General features: G+C 64.3%; 11 protein-coding genes and 1 tRNA gene. 9 read left to right on the forward strand and 3 right to left on the reverse strand.

Features of this window, described 5'->3' with window-relative positions:
• The first annotated feature begins 90 nt into the window (after window positions 1-90).
• On the forward strand, window positions 91-1,032 hold the full coding sequence (locus tag QA639_RS02695; protein WP_283089054.1) for an IS110 family RNA-guided transposase: 942 nt from the start codon (window positions 91-93) through the stop codon (window positions 1,030-1,032).
• Window positions 1,033-1,083: 51 nt separating this feature from the next.
• Here QA639_RS02695 and QA639_RS02700 read toward each other — a convergent pair whose 3' ends face one another.
• Window positions 1,084-1,452 carry a DUF3175 domain-containing protein gene (locus tag QA639_RS02700; protein ID WP_157347912.1) on the reverse strand — a complete coding sequence of 123 codons (369 nt, stop codon included), beginning with the start codon at window positions 1,450-1,452 and terminating at the stop codon, window positions 1,084-1,086.
• 184 nt (window positions 1,453-1,636) lie between these two features.
• Here QA639_RS02700 and QA639_RS02705 point away from each other — a divergent pair, with 184 nt between their 5' ends.
• From QA639_RS02705 to QA639_RS02740, 8 genes are all read left to right on the forward strand, one after another.
• The gene (locus tag QA639_RS02705; RefSeq protein ID WP_283089114.1) at window positions 1,637-3,127 is read left to right on the forward strand and encodes an MFS transporter; all 1,491 of its coding nucleotides are present in this window, start codon (window positions 1,637-1,639) and stop codon (window positions 3,125-3,127) included.
• A 3-nt stretch (window positions 3,128-3,130) separates the two neighbouring features.
• Entirely contained in the window at window positions 3,131-3,964 is an 834-nt protein-coding gene (gene otsB, locus QA639_RS02710; RefSeq protein ID WP_428841134.1) for a trehalose-phosphatase, read from the forward strand.
• A 202-nt stretch (window positions 3,965-4,166) separates the two neighbouring features.
• Entirely contained in the window at window positions 4,167-5,618 is a 1,452-nt protein-coding gene (locus tag QA639_RS02715; RefSeq protein WP_028335219.1) for a trehalose-6-phosphate synthase, read from the forward strand.
• Between the two features lie 550 nt (window positions 5,619-6,168).
• A tRNA-Ser gene (locus QA639_RS02720) sits at window positions 6,169-6,258 on the forward strand.
• A gap of 411 nt (window positions 6,259-6,669) precedes the next feature.
• A complete protein-coding gene (locus QA639_RS02725) occupies window positions 6,670-7,674 on the forward strand; it encodes a TAXI family TRAP transporter solute-binding subunit (RefSeq protein ID WP_028335220.1) in 1,005 nt (334 codons plus the stop codon).
• Window positions 7,675-7,706: 32 nt separating this feature from the next.
• Window positions 7,707-8,300 (forward strand): hypothetical protein, encoded by a 594-nt coding sequence (locus tag QA639_RS02730; RefSeq protein WP_283089115.1) that lies wholly within the window; start codon window positions 7,707-7,709, stop codon window positions 8,298-8,300.
• Between the two features lie 37 nt (window positions 8,301-8,337).
• Window positions 8,338-8,952 (forward strand): DsrE family protein, encoded by a 615-nt coding sequence (locus QA639_RS02735; protein WP_157347910.1) that lies wholly within the window; start codon window positions 8,338-8,340, stop codon window positions 8,950-8,952.
• Window positions 8,953-9,075: 123 nt separating this feature from the next.
• A complete protein-coding gene (locus QA639_RS02740) occupies window positions 9,076-11,937 on the forward strand; it encodes a coiled-coil domain-containing protein (protein ID WP_157347909.1) in 2,862 nt (953 codons plus the stop codon).
• A 124-nt stretch (window positions 11,938-12,061) separates the two neighbouring features.
• Here the strand turns inward: QA639_RS02740 and QA639_RS02745 are convergent, their stop codons facing one another.
• Window positions 12,062-13,489 carry an HlyD family type I secretion periplasmic adaptor subunit gene (locus tag QA639_RS02745; RefSeq protein ID WP_157347908.1) on the reverse strand — a complete coding sequence of 476 codons (1,428 nt, stop codon included), beginning with the start codon at window positions 13,487-13,489 and terminating at the stop codon, window positions 12,062-12,064.
• Window positions 13,476-16,118 carry a type I secretion system permease/ATPase gene (locus tag QA639_RS02750; RefSeq protein ID WP_244481881.1) on the reverse strand — a complete coding sequence of 881 codons (2,643 nt, stop codon included), beginning with the start codon at window positions 16,116-16,118 and terminating at the stop codon, window positions 13,476-13,478. Before QA639_RS02750 ends, QA639_RS02745 begins: the two co-directional genes overlap by 14 nt.
• Window positions 16,119-16,643 lie beyond the last annotated feature (525 nt).

Raw genomic sequence — 16,643 nt, forward strand, 5'->3', positions numbered from 1 at the left:
AGCCGGCTCGGCCTCCCGCCCGTTCCATTACCAACCTGAACAGTTGCACGAGGCTGCGCCAACAGACCTCGCATCACAGGGACAGGCACCGTGATCATACCCCCTCGTTATGTCGGAATCGACGTCTCCAAGAAGCATCTCGATATCTTTGATGAAGCTGACGGCGTGTCCAGGCGCATCGCCAACGCGGCACAGGCCATCACACAGCAGGTGGCGCGTTGGCGATGCGATGCGCTGGTCGTCTTCGAGGCCACGGGCGCCTATGATCTCGCGCTTCGCGAGGCCCTAAGCCAGGCCGGTGTCCGCTTCGCTCGGATCAATCCGGCTCGAGCTCGCGATTTTGCGCGGGCCAGCGGCCAACTTGCCAAAACCGATCCGATCGATGCACGGATGCTGGCGGCCTTTGGCCGGGTCATGCAGCCGGCAACCGAGCGGGCCGCCAATCCCGCCCGCAACGCTTTGGCAGGGCTTGCAAAACGGCGGGACCAACTGGTTCTCATGCGCGCGCAGGAGAAGAACCGGCGCAGCGAGGCCGACGACTGCGCCATGGCCGAACGGATCAGTCGGCTCGTTGAGGTTCTCGACGGCGAGATCGCCGAGATCGAGGCCGATATCAACGCATTGACCAAGGCCGAGCCGGAGATCGCGGACGATGCGCGGTTGATGCGCTCACTGCCGGGCGTGGGTCCCGTGGCTTGCATGCAGCTGATCGCGAAGATGCCGGAACTTGGACATGTTGGAGCGAAGCAGATCGCCGCGCTCGCGGGCCTTGCCCCCTTCAACGTCGACAGCGGCGCCTTCCGTGGAAAACGCAAGATCGCCGGCGGCCGAAAGCGCGTTCGTGACGCCCTCTATATGGCGGCTCTGAACGCGGTTCGTCGGGCCGATCCATTCAAGGCCTTCTACGCGCGGCTGCGACAGGTCGGCAAACCAGCCAAGCTCGCTCTCATTGCCGTTGCCAGGAAGCTCCTAACGGTCCTCAACGCCATGATGCGCGACAGAAAGCCCTACCTGCAGACCAAGCCGACATAACAGTTGCCGGCCTCCGCCGGGACGACGCTGTTGGTTGGCGAGATGATGCGGCTAATCCCGTCCGAACTGGTGCTTCAACTCGACCTTGGCGCGCTCCAGGCGCGACCGCTCGGTCTTCGGCAGCGTCTTGCCGGCGCGGTTGATATAGAAGGTCAGCATCGAGAGCGCGGAACGGTAGGCGCCGCTCTTGCGGCGCGCGCTGTGCTCGGCGGATCGCTTCAGCGATGATGCGATCTTCTTCGCGCTGGTCTGCTTGAACACGCCGTGCTTGAGGTCGAGCGCGTCGCTCTCCTTTGTCACCCGCTGCGACCAGCGCTTCGCCGTCCTCTTGCTTACGCCACGCCTGCGACGCGTCGTGCTCGTGGACCGTGCCGGTGATGTCCTTGCCGACTTGCGCGTTGCTTTCTTGTGTGCGGCCATCGATGCCTCCGTGTCTTTTAAGCCGAGAACAGCTCGCTGCGATCGCGGTTCCTATGCCGCATTGCGGGAACCCTTGCCGGCCTGCGGCGTTGACACCGCGTGGCGGGCACTCCGTTTGCCGCAATTCCGGGTGAGTGAGCCTTGGAACGGATCGTTCCGGGGTTCTTCTCATTGGTTGATTCTGATGACAGTGCAGCCGAGACAGTTGAGTTCCGCGACGACGCAACAGGCCGTGGCTCCGGTCACGCCGGACGATGACCGCATCATCGAGACCTCGATTCCGGTCCGGCTCGACAATCTCAGCTGGAGCCGCTTTCACACCCGCGTCGTGCTGGCGCTCGGCATCACCTGGATCCTCGACGGGCTGGAAGTGACGCTCGCGGGTGCATTGTCGGGCGCGCTGAAGGACAGCCCGACGATGAGCTTCTCCAACGCCGATGTCGGTCTTGCCAGCAGCGCGTATCTCGCCGGCGCCGTGCTCGGCGCGCTGGGTTTCGGCTGGCTGACCGACCGGATCGGGCGCAAGAAGCTGTTCTTCATCACGCTCGCGCTTTATCTGTCGGCGACCGCCGCGACCGCGCTGTCGTGGAATGTCGCGAGCTACGCGCTGTTTCGCTTTCTCACCGGTGCCGGCATCGGCGGCGAATATACGGCGATCAACTCGACCATCCAGGAACTGGTGCCGGCCCGCTATCGCGGCTGGACCGATCTCGTCATCAACGGCAGTTTCTGGATCGGGGCGGCGATCGGTGCGCTGAGCGCCATCATCCTGCTCGATCCCGCGTTCCTTGCGCCGGACCACGGCTGGCGGATAGCCTATTTCACCGGCGCGGTGCTCGGCCTCGTCGTGCTGTTGATGCGGATGTGGATCCCGGAAAGCCCGCGTTGGCTGATGATCCACGGCTATCCCGACCGCGCCCACAAGATCGTCGCCGATATCGAGACCTCCGTGCTCGGCCGCGAGCAGTCGAGCGCAGACTTCGAGAAGATCAGGCTCCGGATGCGCGATCACACGCCACTGCGCGAGGTCGCGGTGACGCTGTTCTCCACCTACCGGCAGCGCTCGCTGGTCGGGCTCACGCTGATGGCCGCGCAGGCGTTCTTCTACAATGCGATCTTCTTCACCTTCGCATTGATCCTGACCGACTTCTTCGGTGTCGCCGCCAGCAATGTCGGCTGGTACATTCTCCCCTTCGCCGCCGGCAACTTCCTCGGGCCGCTGCTGCTCGGCCGTCTGTTCGATACGCTCGGCCGGCGCACCATGATCGCGCTGACCTATGGCATCTCGGGCGTGCTGCTGGCGCTGTCCGGCTATCTGTTCTCGATCGGCGTGCTCAGCGCGCAGACCCAGACCATCGCCTGGATGGTGATCTTCTTCTTCGCCTCGCCGGCCGCGAGCGCCGCCTATCTCACCGTCAGCGAGACGTTTCCGCTGGAGGTCCGCGCGCTCGCGATCGCCGCCTTCTATGCGATCGGCACCGGCATTGGCGGCGTGATTGGACCGGCGCTGTTCGGCGTGCTGATCGACACCGGATCGCGCAACAGCGTCTTTGCCGGCTACCTGCTGGGGTCGGCACTCATGATGGTCGCCGCAGTGGTCGCATGGCGCTATGCCGTCGCGGCCGAGCGGAAATCGCTCGAATCTGTCGCGCGACCACTGGCATGTGTGGAGTAGACTATGACGAAGCATGACGTGGCCGAAATGCCCATGGATGATGACATCGCCCCTGACGCCAAGACGGACAGCGTGCCGATGCCGGCGTCGCTGATTCCGCCGCTCCGCCAGGCCGCGGTGCTGCTCGACATCGACGGCACCCTGCTCGATTTCGCGCCGACGCCGCGCGAGGTCTGGGTGCCGCCGGAACTGTCGACCACGCTGAAGCAACTGCATGAGCGCAGCCACGGCGCGCTGGCGCTGGTCAGCGGCCGCTCCCTCAACGACATCGACCTGATCTTCGCGCCGGAAGTGTTTCCCGCGATCGGCGGCCACGGCGCCGAGATGCGGCTGCAGCCGGATAGCGAGGCGGTCGCCGCACACGCGCCGCCGCTCGACAAGGAATTGAAGCGCCGTCTTGCCGCGATCGCAAAGCTCAGCCCCGGCATTCTGCTCGAGGACAAGGGCTATTCGCTAGCGCTGCACTATCGGCTGGCGCCGCAGGCGGAGAAGGCGATCTATGAAGCGGTGTCGCTGATCCGCGCCGAGTTGCCGAATGCGCCGATCGAGGTGCTGCCGGGCAAGAGCGTCTGCGAGATCAAGCATTCCGGCTTCACCAAGGCGACCGGCGTGCTCGAGCTGATGACGCATGAGCCGTTCAAGGGACGGCGTCCGTTCTTCATCGGCGACGACGTTACCGACGAGACCGTGTTCGCGATCATGCCTGATTTCGACGGTCTCGCGTTCTCCGTCGGCCGTCGCGCAACCGGCGTCGCCGGACATTTCGACGGACCGAGCGACGTGCGCGAATTCCTGGCGCATCTGCTCGACGTTGATAGGGACGTTAGCCTGTCCTAACCGAGACGCATTCATCGCAGCCGAATCGAATACGGTGCTTTTGCGTCGTGGCGTCAACCTCGCGCGCAATTTTCTTTTCGCGAGTTCCCGCGAGTTCCGTGCGTGTTCGCCAGAATTTGGTTTCAATTGGGAGATTCCTTGATCAGGAACCATCTTGATGAATGGTTGTTAATACGCGAGTTGACCAACAGGAGGGGACCTGGTGAACCTCGTCGTCGTATCGAACCGCGTCTCGCGCGGAAAACCCAATGAACCCATGACGGGGGGGCTGGCTGCGGCACTATTGCCGGTGGTGGAAAAGACAGGGGCAATATGGGTTGGTTCCAGCGGACGCGTCCGCGACGGGAACCTGAAGGAACCTTTCGCGGAGGTCGAAGCGCTCGGGGCGGGCGCCTTGGCGATGCTCGATCTGCCGGCCGCGCACTATGGCGGCTATTACGAAGGCTTTGCCAATTCGGCACTGTGGCCCGCGATGCATTCGCGCGCCGATCTGATTCGTGCGTCTCGCGAGGATTACACGAGCTATCGCGAAGTGAACGCGTTCATGGCGCGCGCGTTGCTGCGCTTCCGCAAGCCTGATTCCGTGTTCTGGGTCCAGGACTATCATTTCCTCGCACTCGGCGCCGAGCTGCGCGATCTCGGCGTCACGCAGCCGATCGGCTTCTTCCTGCACACGCCATGGCCGGCGCGCGCGGTGATCGCGGGCGTGCCCAATCATCGCGAGCTGATCGAGGCGATGCTGTCCTATGACCTGATCGGCTTCCAGACCGATGAGGACTGCGAGAACTTCCTGAGCTATGTGCAGCACGATCTCGACTTCGAGCTGCGTGACGGCGTGATCAATTCGTCGTTCGGCCGCACCCGCGCCGCGGTGTTTCCGATCGGCATCGATCCCGGCAAGTTCGCGCAGCAGGCGACCAAGGCGATGACGCATCCCGACGTGACGCGGCTGCGGCGCAGCCTCAACGGCGAGAAGCTCGCGATCGGTGTCGACCGGCTCGACTACTCCAAGGGCCTCGTCAACCGCATCAAGGCGTTCGACAAGATGTGGACGCTGCATCCGAACCTGAAACGTTCGGTGTCGCTGCTGCAGATCGCAACGCCCTCGCGCGGCGCGATCGAAGCCTACGGCAATCTGCAGAGCGAGGTGGCGAAGCTCGTCACCGACGTCAACGGCGTGCATGGCGAGGTCGACTGGACGCCGATCCGTTACCTCAACAAGGGCTTTGGCCAGGGCGTGCTCGCAGGCCTTTACCGCACCGCACAGGTCGGCGTCGTGACGCCGCTGCAGGACGGCATGAACCTCGTCGCCAAGGAATATGTCGCCGCGCAAAACCCGGCGGACCCCGGCGTGCTGGTGCTGTCGAAATTCGCCGGCGCGGCGAACGAGCTCGACGCCGCGCTGCTGGTCAATCCGCACGACATCGACGGCATGGCGCGCACCTTGGCGACTGCGCTCGCGATGCCGCTGACCGAGCGGCGGATGCGCTGGGAAGCGATGATGGAGAAGCTCAACAGCGGCACCATCCAGCAATGGTTCGCCGACTTCATCGAGGCGCTGCAGGATACGCACAATGCGGGAAACGCGGCGCTGCCGGAGCCACCAACCCTGTGGCCGCGCCGCACGGCGGATTTTGCCGCGCGATATCACTGAGGCGAGCATGACGATGCAGGATGGGTGCGTTGGTTCGCCCATCCGCCGTTCTGTCGTCCCTGCGAAAGCAGGGACCCAAACTCCGCGGTGGATGTTGTGAACGGGACTCGTCGGAGCCGCATCGCACAACAATCGGCATTTGTGGTTATGGGTCGCTGCTTTCGTGCGCAATTGCGCATTAGGCAGGGACGACGCTGAGTGTGTTGCGCGGTCAGTGGTCATAACCTCGCATGCTCGCGACGGGGCTCCCGAAGGCGAAAACCCGGACTCCATTCTTCCACGAGCGAGGCGCCCCAATAGATTCCCGGCTCTCGCCGGCGGCAGGCCCCCGGAATGACGAAACGGCGGGTTGATCGGATGCACTCGTTGATTTGCGCCGGTCCCTGACCGGCGGCCGGCCAAAAGCGCGCACGGCCGCGCGCAAGCCCGCGGCGCGCGGCTGCCATCGCTATCAATTTACCCAATGTTTTCAATCTGTTGTGGAAATTTCGCGCTCCCGGCCTGCGCTCCCTTGCAAAATCCGCCTCAGCCCTTCAAGAGAGGGCCTCCCGGAGAGATGGCCGAGTGGCTTAAGGCGCACGCTTGGAAAGCGTGTGTGCGGGAAACCGTACCGTGGGTTCGAATCCCACTCTCTCCGCCATTTCCACGATCCTTGTACGCCAAACTGCGGTTGCGCCCGCTTGCGTTCGCAAGTTGTGCTGAATGCACGCCGATGGCCAGGGCAATAGCAGAAGCCGTTCATGGGACGTGGTCGGGGCGGAATTGCCGCACCGAAGCCGCCGATCGTCGGCAGAACGACAACAACGCGGCAAAACGCCATTGCCGATGCCGGCCGAATTGCAGACCGCGATCGAGCCGTACGGGACGCCGATCCCTCGCTGCCGCGGCGTGGGGACACGCACAATGGATAATCCGGAAGGAGTAGTGGGCTCCCCCATGCGGAGAAATAGCGCGCGCCGATGAACTGCATGAAACTACGACAAAATGACCGATCGGCGAGGGCGCAGATCCCATGGGACAGACCGCAAAAAGGGAATTGCACCCGTTGCGCATGCTGGGGCTGCTGATTCCGCTGCTTACGACCGTTCCGCTGTTCACCGTGGATGCACAGGCGCAACCTGCTGCACCGCGCCAATTGCGACGTGAGCTACCGCCGCAAAAGCCGCAGGTGACGATGAATGCCTGGACGGTCGGCCTCGCCGGGGGCCTGCTCGAGGGCGCGCCCATTCGTCTTGCCGCCGAAATCGCCCGCGTCGTGGACGATGGCGACAAGCTGCATGTGTTGCCGGTCGTGACGCGCGGCCCGACGGAGAATGTGAACTCACTGCTGTATTTGCGCGGCATCGATGCCGCCATCATCAATTCCGACGTGCTCGAGGAGTACAGGAGCCAGGTGCCCGATATCCAGCAACGGCTCGCTTTCGTGTTGAACCTGTTTCCGTCCGAACTGCATATCTTCGTTCGTCCCGAGATCCAAAGCCTGAGCGATCTCGCCGGCAAGAAGGTGAACTTCAATAATCTGGGTACTGCGGCAGCCTATTCGGGGCCACTGATCTTCAGCCGCCTTGGCCTCGATGTGGAAAAAACCTTCATTCCCCATCAGGTCGCGCTCGAGCAGATGCGCAAGGGCGAGATGGCCGCGGTCGTCTTCATCACCTCGAAGCCGGTGGATGCTTTCGTGCGCGGCCGCTGGGAGCCGGGGTTCAAGTTCCTGCCTGTTCCCTATGACAGGAGGTTCGAAGACTTTTATCTTCCCGCCTCGCTCGAGGCCACGGAGTATCCCAATCTCATCAAGCAGGGCGAGCGCGTCACGACAATCGCGGTGCCGACCGCTCTGGTGGCTTTCAACTTTCCGACAAAGTCGAATCGCTATGAGCGCCTTGCGCGCTTCGTGGAGTATCTGTTCTCGCGGATCGACAAGCTGCAGCAGCCGGGCTTCGACCAAAAGTGGAAGACGATTAATCTCGCCGCAACCGTTCCCGGCCTGACGCGCTTCCCCGCAGCGCAGGCGTGGCTCGATCGCGAGCCGCGCGCCGCCGCAAATCCATCGCAATGAGACGCGCGGCGACCTGCGCGGTGGCTGGAGTCTTGCTCGCAAGCGGCATTGCTTCGGCGCCGGCGGCAGGACTTCGCCAGATCGCCCAGCTCCGCGATTGCTCCGCCAAGGAACGCTCCGAACGGCCGGAGTGCTCCGAAAAGACACCGCGGGCGTCACCGCTGCCCCAGGCAAACCAGGGTAACAGCTGGGTCGTCAGCCTGACCACTTCACCGCTCGACTATTCACCGGTCGCCATCGCCACGACGTCATCGCGCGACGGTGCCGGCGAAAGCGGAATGACGCTTTCGATTCGCTGCCATGGCGGGCGGAGCGAACTGATCGTCGCCGGATCCCGCGTGTCCGGTCGCGGCGATGGATATGCGATTTCCTACCGCATCAACGATGGTCCGCCGCAGCAGGTCGCGGCAGCCGTGCCTGCGTCCGGGACCGGCGTTGCGTTCGGCGGCGACGTGATTCGCTTTCTGCAGTCCCTTCCGGACGGCGGAGGTCTCAGTATTCACCTCGCACCCCGTACCGGACCGGCGCTGGATGCGGTGTTCCCGTTGGGCGGGATGGATGTGGTGCGCGCGAAGATCACCGCTGCCTGCAGGTGGCCACAACCGACCGCAAAACCCAACGGCTAGGGATTTGAATAACGTGTCTTTAACAGGAGAGGTACCCATGCGCGTGTTTCAGCATATTGCGAAGGTAACCATCATCGGAGCCGCAACGGCGCTCCTGGCCGCTTCATTCGCTGCGGCGGAGCAAGGCGGCGGACGATATTGGACACCGACAACAACGAACCGCACTGCGGACTATCAGCACGTTTCAGAAAAGGTCCAAAGGGTTCACGTCTCGCGCAAGGCGACGACCCACAAGAGGGAACGGTCTCCTCTCAACGCCAACGCCCGGCTTCCATCCAACGCCAAGTCGCACAACCTGATCCTGCAGGTGAACACGAACGATCCCGCAGCCATGAATCTCGCGCTCAACAACGCAGTCAACGTTGCGCAATATTACAAGGATCTCGGCGAGAAGGTGAAGATCGAGGTGGTCACCTTCGGACCCGGCCTGCACATGCTGCGCGACGACACCTCGCCGGTGAAAGCCCGTCTCGAGGAAATGGCGCTGAGCACGCCGGAGGTCTCGTTCAAGGCCTGCGGCAATACCCAGGAAAAAATGCACAAGGCCGAGAACAAGGACATCCCGATTGTTCGCCAGGCGGAGGTGGTGAAGTCAGGCGTCGTGCGCGTGATGGAACTGCAGGAGAAGGGCTGGTCCTATGTGAAGCCGTGATCTGCGGCCTAACCCGAAAGGGGTGGGTGGGGTCCTCCATGCGGGCTGTAGGCTTCGCGCTGCAGTACGGCGCATAATGCCGTACCTCAACAGATCGTGTCGCCGCGCGACAGGTGATTGCGGATGAGTCCGGTTACCTTCAAGGACAGAGCAGTCGCCCGCTGCGACGTCGCAGATTCGTCGCGCCGGCTGCTGCCCAAGGCGGGACGGTCCGCGCTGTCGTGGACGACCGCTGCCTTGCTCGCAATGGCGTGCGCGCCGGAAACACGGGCGTCCCCGGCCCCGGCGGGCCCGTCGACGCAACCGCAGCATGCGGCGGCCGCCCGCAGTCTCGGTTTCATCGAAGCGGCAAGGAGCGGCGCTCCCGAAGCCTTGCCGCCGGGTCGAGGCGGCAATGACAGACCGGTGCAGGTTGCCCAAGCGAGCGTCAGCGACACGGGGCAGGCTCCGAAACGGGAATACAACTGGGCGGAGTCGCTCTCCTGCGAACTGACGAATGCGAGACGCGACATCGAGTTGCTGCAACGCCTCGAGCAAGAGCGCTATCGGGCCGAGTCGATGGAGCAGAGTCTCGCGGCGGCTCGCCGCGATATCGAGGCCCAGGCCGCGTTGACGGACAAGGCGGTCCAAGGGAAGCAGGCCGCGCAGGGCGGCGCGGAGTTGCTGAACTCCCTGCAAGAGACGCGTGAGCGGGCGGAGCGCCTGGAGCGGGATCTGGCGGCAGCGCGGCGTGATGTCGAAACCCAGACCGTGCTGGCGACAAAAACGGGTGAGGAAGCGTCTGGGCTGAAAGCAGCGGCGGAAGGCGGCGCGGCGGATCTGCAGCGGGAGCGCGAGCGGTCCGCGCGGCTCGAGCAGGATCTCGAGGCGTTGCGCCGCAACGTCGAGACCCAGACTGCGCTGGCGGCAAAGGCAGGCGAGGAGGTTTCCCGGCTGAAGGGGATGCGTGAGAGCGGCGCTATGGAGCTGCAGTCGTCCCTGCAACGGGAGCGCGAGCGGAGCGCGCAGCTGGAGCAGGATTTGGCGGCAGCGCGGCAGGATGTCGAGACCCAAATGGCATTGGCGACAACGACAAAGGAAGAAGCTCTGCGGCAGAAGCAGGCGGCGGACGTCGGAGCTGCCGAGCTCAGGCAATTGCGCGAACGAGCCGAGGCGCTGGCACGAGACCTCTCGCTGTCGCGGAGCTCGATCTATGCATACGAAGCCCAAGTCCGCAAATCCGGAGACGAAGCGACGGAGCTCAAGCAGGCGGTTGCAAGCTGCACGGCTTCGGCCAGCAAATTCGCACCCGACGAAGGTGAGCGGTTCGCGCGGCTGGAGCGGGATCTTGCGGCTGCTCGCAGCAATGTCGAGACCCAGGCCGCGCTGGCGACCAAAGCAGGCGAGGAGGTTTCCCGACTGAAACAGCAAAGCGAAAGCGGAGCGGCCGAGTCGCAGGGCTCCCTGCAAAAGGAGCGAGAGCGGTCCGCGCGGCTGGAGCAGGATCTCGCGGTCGCGCAGCGTGATGTCGAGGCCCAGACCGCGATGGCGGCAAAGGCGGCCGATGAAGCCCTGCGGCAGAAGCGGACGGTGGAGGCCGGGGCCGCCGAACTGCGGGAATCGCGCGCGAAGGCCGACGCGCTGGCACAGGAGCTTTCCCAGACGCGAAGCACGATCTACGCCTTCGAGGCGCAGGCACGCAAGGCCGGTGAAGAAGCGGCGGAGCTCAGGCAGGCGGCCGAGAGCGGCGCAGCTTCGGTTCACAAAGCCACACCGGACGAACGTGAGCGACTGGTGCGGCTGGAGCAGGATCTTGCGGCTGCCCGCCGCGATGTCGAGACGCAAACCGCGCTGGCGGCGAAAGCGAGCGAGGAAACCGCCCGACTGAAGCGGGAAAGGGAAAGCGGTGCGGCAGAGTTGCAGAACTCACTGCAAGCGGCGCGGGCTGACCGGCTGGAGCAGGATCTTGCGGCAGCGCGGCGCGATGTCGCGACCAGGACGGCGCTGGCGACGAAAGCAGACGAGGAAGTATCCCGGCTGAAGGTGGTGGAAAAGAGCGGCGCGGCCGACCTGCAAAGGGAGCATGAGCGGTCCGCCCGGCTGGAGCAGGATCTTGCGGCAGCGCGACGTGATGTCGAAAGCAAGGCCGTGCTGGTGACCGAAGCGGGCAAGGAAACGTCCCGGCTGCAAGCGGCGGGAAAGAGTGCTGCGGCGGACCTGCAAAAGGAGCGTGAGCGGTCCGCGCGGCTGGAGCAGGATCTTGCGGCGGCGCGACGTGATGTCGAGAGCAAGGCCGTGCTCGTGACCGAAGCGGGCAAAGAAACGTCCCGGCTGCAAGCGGCGGGAAAGAGCGCTGCGGCGGACCTGCAAAAGGAGCGTGAGCGGTCCGCACGGCTGGAGCAAGATCTGGCGGCAGCGCATCGCGATAGCGAGACCCAGACGGTGCGGGCGGCAAAGGCAAACGAGGAAGTGTTGCTGCAGAAGCAGGCGGCGGAAGCCAGCGCTGCCGAATTGAGGCAATTGCGCGCCAGGATCGACGTGCAGCCACAGCACCTCCCTTTGTCGCGGAGCGCAATCCATGCGTATGAGGCCGAGGATCGCAAGGCGCACGGCGCGGCGTTGACGACCGGTGCGACCGCGCGGGACAAGTCCATCGAAGTGGCCACCAATCCGACCGCCGAACAGACCCGAGCGGCGCCTGCTCGCGCGGTTGCCCAGCCTGCTCCCGAGCAGGCTGCGGAAGCAGGAGGGTTGGTTGCGCGGGCGAGCTCCTTGCTGCGTCAGGGCGACATAGGCGCGGCGCGGCTTGTACTCGAGCGCGCCGTGGAAATGGGCAGCGCCCAGGCGAGCTTCGCGTTGGCAGAAACCTACGATCCCCTGATTCTTGCGAAGTGGGGGACTTACGGCACGCGCGGCGACGAGCGCAGGGCACAAGACCTCTATGCCAAGGCCAACGCCGCGGGAGTCCAGGAGGCGAAATCGCGTCTGGAAGCGCTGCGCCGATAGCGCATGTGCCAATCCACCGGCAAGTTCATCTCAATCGTCCTAACGACGGGCGCCACCACGACGAGCTTCGCTCTCACGCGAGTGGCGCCCAGCCCGGCCGCAACGTCCGGCGACGGGCTTCGCTTTACCGTTCGCGCAGGGCCTCCTGCCGGTACCGTGCCAGCGGCGAAAGCAGGTAGCTGATGATCCTGCGCGTGCCGGTCTTGATCTCGACCGTCACTGCCATGCCCGGCCCGAGCTTGACGAGCTTGTCCTCGATTTGCATGTGCGTCCGGTCGAGCGAAACGCGCGCGGCGTATTCCAGCTCCTGACCTTTAGGCTCGCTGCTGCTCTGTGCCGCGCCCAATGTCCGGTCATTGGGGCTGCCCTGTTGCTTTTCGCGCGTGATGGCATCCGTCGACACGCTGAGCACATCGCCATGAAGCAGCCCGTACCGGGTGAAGTTGAACGTATCGACCTTGATCTCCGCCTTTTGGCCGGGATGAACGAAGCCGATGTCGCGGTTCGACAGCATGGCCTCGATCTCGAGCTGGCTCTCGCTCGGGACCACGACGGCCAGCGCCTGAGCGGGCGTCACCACGCCGCCCACCGTATGAACGGCAAGCTGCTGCACGACGCCGTCGACCGGTGCGGTCAAGCGCTGGAGCTTCGTTCGCCGATCCGCCTTGACCACCTCCTGGGCGGCGCTCGCAGCCTTCTGCTCGGCCTTCGCAAGGGCATCATAGGTCGCGCGGCGATACTCCGCGGCAGTCTTGTCCTTGGTCTCCTTCAGCAGCGAGATCGCCGCATCGGCTTCGCGCAGCCGGCTCTGCTGCAGGACGAGATCCTGCTGCATGGCGACCAACTCCTGGTACTCCGAGAGATAGACGACCTTCGACGCCAATGCCTTCTCGACGAGACCCTTGCGGATGTCGACGCGCTCCTTCAGCACCGGGATCGTCGCCTCCAACTTGGCGACGCTCGCCGATGTGGTCGCCCGTTCCGCCTCCTTCTGCCCCTGCTGGCGCTCGATTTCAGAAAGCTTTGCGCTCTGTTCGGCGCGCTGGCTGATCAGGAACTGGCGATGCATCTCGATATCGGCTGCACTCGCGTTTTGCGGCGGCTGGAAGGCCGCAAGCGGGTCTGCGGCCAGCGCGGCGCGCAGCCGCGCGACGTCCAGCTCGGCTGCAAGCAGATCGCTCTTCTGGCGCTCCTGGTCGGCTTCCGTCATCGTCGGGTCCAGCTCGATCAGGACGTCGCCGGCCTTGACGGTCTGGCCGTCGCGGACGCGGATGGCGCGGACGACGCCGGTCTCGAACGGCTGGATCAGCTTGGTGCGCCCGCCTGGCACGATCTTGCCGGTCGCGCTGGCGACGATATCGACGCTGCCGAGCGTCGCCCACACCAGCGCGATGCAGAACACGGCGATGATGCAGGCCCCGATCGCGCGCCCGATCGGTGATGGCGGCGATTCGGCGATCTCGAGCGCCGCCGGTAGAAAGGCGATTTCTTGCTCGCGGCGGCGAGGTTCGCGTCTCGGGAACGCGACGATGTTGCGGCTAGCGGACGTCATGGATACCGGCCTGCAGATAATGGAGGTTGGCGTAACGGCCGTTGGTGCGGATCAGCTCGTCATGGCTGCCGTCCTCGACGATGCGGCCATGCTCGAGGGTGATGATCCGGCTCGCATTGCGCACCGTCGACAGCCGGTGGGCGATGACGAACACGGTCCGTCCGGCGGAAATCCGCCTCATGTTCTGCTGGATCGCGCGCTCGCTTTCGTAGTCCAGCGCGCTGGTCGCCTCGTCCAGGATCAGGATGCGTGGATCGGTGATGAGTGCACGCGCGATTGCGATGCGCTGGCGCTGCCCGCCGGACAGGCTGCTGCCGCGCTCACCCACGACGGTGTCGTAACCCTCCGGCAGTTCGAGGATGAAGTCGTGGGCGCCGGCTAGCTCTGCCGCTTCGATGACGCGCTCCATCGGCATCGCCGGATCGGCCAACGCGATGTTGTCACGGATCGTGCAGTTGAACAGTACGTTCTCCTGCAGCACGACGCCGATCTGGCGCCGCAGCCAGCTCAGATCGACCATCGCGAGGTCGACGCCGTCGACGAGCACGCGTCCGCTCTCCGGGACATAGAGACGCTGGATCAGCTTGGTGACGGTGCTCTTGCCCGAGCCCGACGAACCCACGATGCCGATGACCTGGCCTGGCTCGACGCTGAAGGACACGTCGTGCAGCACCTCGGGGCCGTCGATGCGGTAGCGGAAAGTCGCGTGCTCGAATGTGACCTGGCCGCGGATCGGCGGCAGCGCCGCGCGAGCCGGCGTGAAGCTCGGCTCGGGAATGGTGTTGAGGATGTCGCCGAGACGATCGATCGAGAGGCGGGCTTGATGGAAGTCCTGCCAGATCTGTGCGAGCCGCAGAACCGGCGCGCTGACGCGCGCGGCCAGCATGTTGAACGCGACGAGCTCGCCGACAGTCAGGTCTCCGCTGACCACCAGGCGGGCGCCGAAGTAAAGGGTCGCGGCGATGACCAGCTTGTTGATCATCTGGACCGCCTGGCTCGCCGTGTTGTTCAGGCTGAGCACGCGGAAGCTTGCGGACACATAGCCGGCGAGCTGCTCCTCCCAGCGGCGTTGCATCTGCGGCTCGACCGCCATGGCTTTCAGCGTTTCGATACCGGTGACGCTCTCGACCAGGAAGGCCTGGTTCTCGGAACCGCGATTGAACTTCTCGTCGAGGCGCCGACGGAACAGCGGCGCGGCTCCCGCGGAGATGCCGATGTAGAGCGGGAAGGACGCCAGCACGATCCACGTCAACGTCGTCGAGTAGTAGAACATCACCGCAAGGAAGACGACGGTGAACAGCAGATCGATCACCAGTGTGAGCGCCGAGCTGGTCAGGAACTGGCGGATGTTCTCGAGCTCGCGGACGCGCGCCACCGAATCGCCGACGCGGCGGGCCTGGAAATAGGCGATCGGCAGCGCCAACAGATGACGGAACAACCTGGCGCCGAGCTCGACGTCGATACGGTTTGTCGTATGCGCGAACTGATAGACACGCAGCGTCTCGAGAACGGCCTCGAACACGGTCAGTACGACAAGCCCGACGACCAGCACGTCGAGCGTGCTCATGCTTCGATGCACGAGCACCTTGTCGATCACCACCTGGAAGAACAGCGGCGAGACAACGGCGAAGATCTGAAGGAAGAACGACGCCGCCAGCACCTCGCCGAGCAGGCGACGATACTTTTGCATGGCGCCGACGAACCAGGAGATATCGAAGCGTCGCGCGAGGTCGGTCAGGCTGGCGCGCCGGGCCATCAGGATGATGCCACCGTCCCAGATGGCCTCGAGTTGCGCCTGGGTGATTGCTTCGGGCCGCGGAGACAGCGGGCGCTGAATGAGAAGCTTGTCGTCGATAACCTTGCCGAGGATCAGGAAGCTGCCGTCGCGCAGCAGCGCAATTCCCGGCAGCGGGGTGACGGCAAGCCTGTTCCAGCTCGTCCTCTGCACCTTTGCCTTGAGCCCGAATTCCTTGGCACAGCGCAATATCTCAGTAACGCCGAGGCGCGCTGCGCCGATCCGGTGGCGAATTTGGCCGGGGTCGGCAGCGATGCCATGGCAACGCAGCAAGATCGCCAGCGCAATGAGCCCGGATTCATCGTCGTTTTCGGAGTCGACGCCGGCGGCCGGGGATTCGGTGTTCGCCGGATGGTCTGCGACATCGTCGAGAGGCCCGCGCATCAGGATGCCAGGTCTCATCGTCAAGAAGCTCTTCGTGAGGCCGTCACGGGCACGCATCAGGCCCCCGCCGGCGCGGTGCATCAGGCCGGCGCCCAGGTCAAACGAGCGCGTGCGGATGCCGGCAAATGCATGACGTGCGCGCTGTGCGAGGCTCTGTGATCCAGCACAGATCAAACCGCCATCCCAGATCGCTTCGAATTCCGCGCGCGTCATCCGGCTCGGATGCGGCGAGGTCGGGTGCAGCACAAGCGCCACCTGGTCGTCGATCTTGCCCAGCAGCAGAAATCCGCCGTCACGCAGCGAGGCGATTCCGGGCAGCTGGATACCCGCAAGGCGGGTCCAATCCATCGTCCGCGAACGGACCTTGACCCCGAATTCGCGCGCGCAGCGAAGCATCGCGCGGATGCCGATCTCGTCGCTCCCGCAACGATCGCGGAGCTGGTCCGGCACAGTATTCACGCCATGGAGGCGCAGGAACAGAGCTAGCGCGCGAAGCCCTAGATCTGCGGCGGGGGCATTTCCGTTCTGGATCGCCATTCTTACTCAACCCTTCGCGGCTACCCGGCCGCGTTAGTGTTCCTTCTCATGCATTTCCAAAGACTGGGAATTCCAATGCCGCGCATCGACAGAGCATGCGACATACCGCTTGCTCGCAGCCAAAAGGCGCAAGCAACATCAAAGCACTAGGCGTCGAACCGCGAGGGGATTTCAAAGCAGTGGGATTTTCGACGTGGCCCCCCGACTGCTGAACGGTTCGTTAATGCGCAAAAATGGCGAAAAAAGTTTCAAATCTTGATTTTTGCACCGTTATGTTGCGCGCAAATTTGCCGCATACCCGAAGCTGTTGCGCCAGCACGCATTTCTATCGCTCGGAAACAGATGCGAGCGATGAAGCCAACCGAAACCAAGACCCGCGCGTGACCGTCCCTTCGCCGTTACTGCCCGCGATCGACCACCCGTTTTCAATTCCCAACA

The sequence above is a fragment of the Bradyrhizobium pachyrhizi genome (genome assembly GCF_029714545.1).
GTDB lineage: Bacteria > Pseudomonadota > Alphaproteobacteria > Rhizobiales > Xanthobacteraceae > Bradyrhizobium > Bradyrhizobium pachyrhizi.

Coding starts and splice junctions, on each gene's coding strand:
- QA639_RS02700 (WP_157347912.1), bottom strand. CDS start 1,452: ATGGCCGCACACAAGAAAGCAACGCGCAAGTCGGCAAGGACATCACCG.
- QA639_RS02705 (WP_283089114.1), top strand. CDS start 1,637: ATGACAGTGCAGCCGAGACAGTTGAGTTCCGCGACGACGCAACAGGCC.
- otsB (WP_428841134.1), top strand. CDS start 3,131: ATGACGAAGCATGACGTGGCCGAAATGCCCATGGATGATGACATCGCC.
- QA639_RS02725 (WP_028335220.1), top strand. CDS start 6,670: ATGCTGGGGCTGCTGATTCCGCTGCTTACGACCGTTCCGCTGTTCACC.
- QA639_RS02735 (WP_157347910.1), top strand. CDS start 8,338: ATGCGCGTGTTTCAGCATATTGCGAAGGTAACCATCATCGGAGCCGCA.
- QA639_RS02740 (WP_157347909.1), top strand. CDS start 9,076: ATGAGTCCGGTTACCTTCAAGGACAGAGCAGTCGCCCGCTGCGACGTC.
- QA639_RS02745 (WP_157347908.1), bottom strand. CDS start 13,489: ATGACGTCCGCTAGCCGCAACATCGTCGCGTTCCCGAGACGCGAACCT.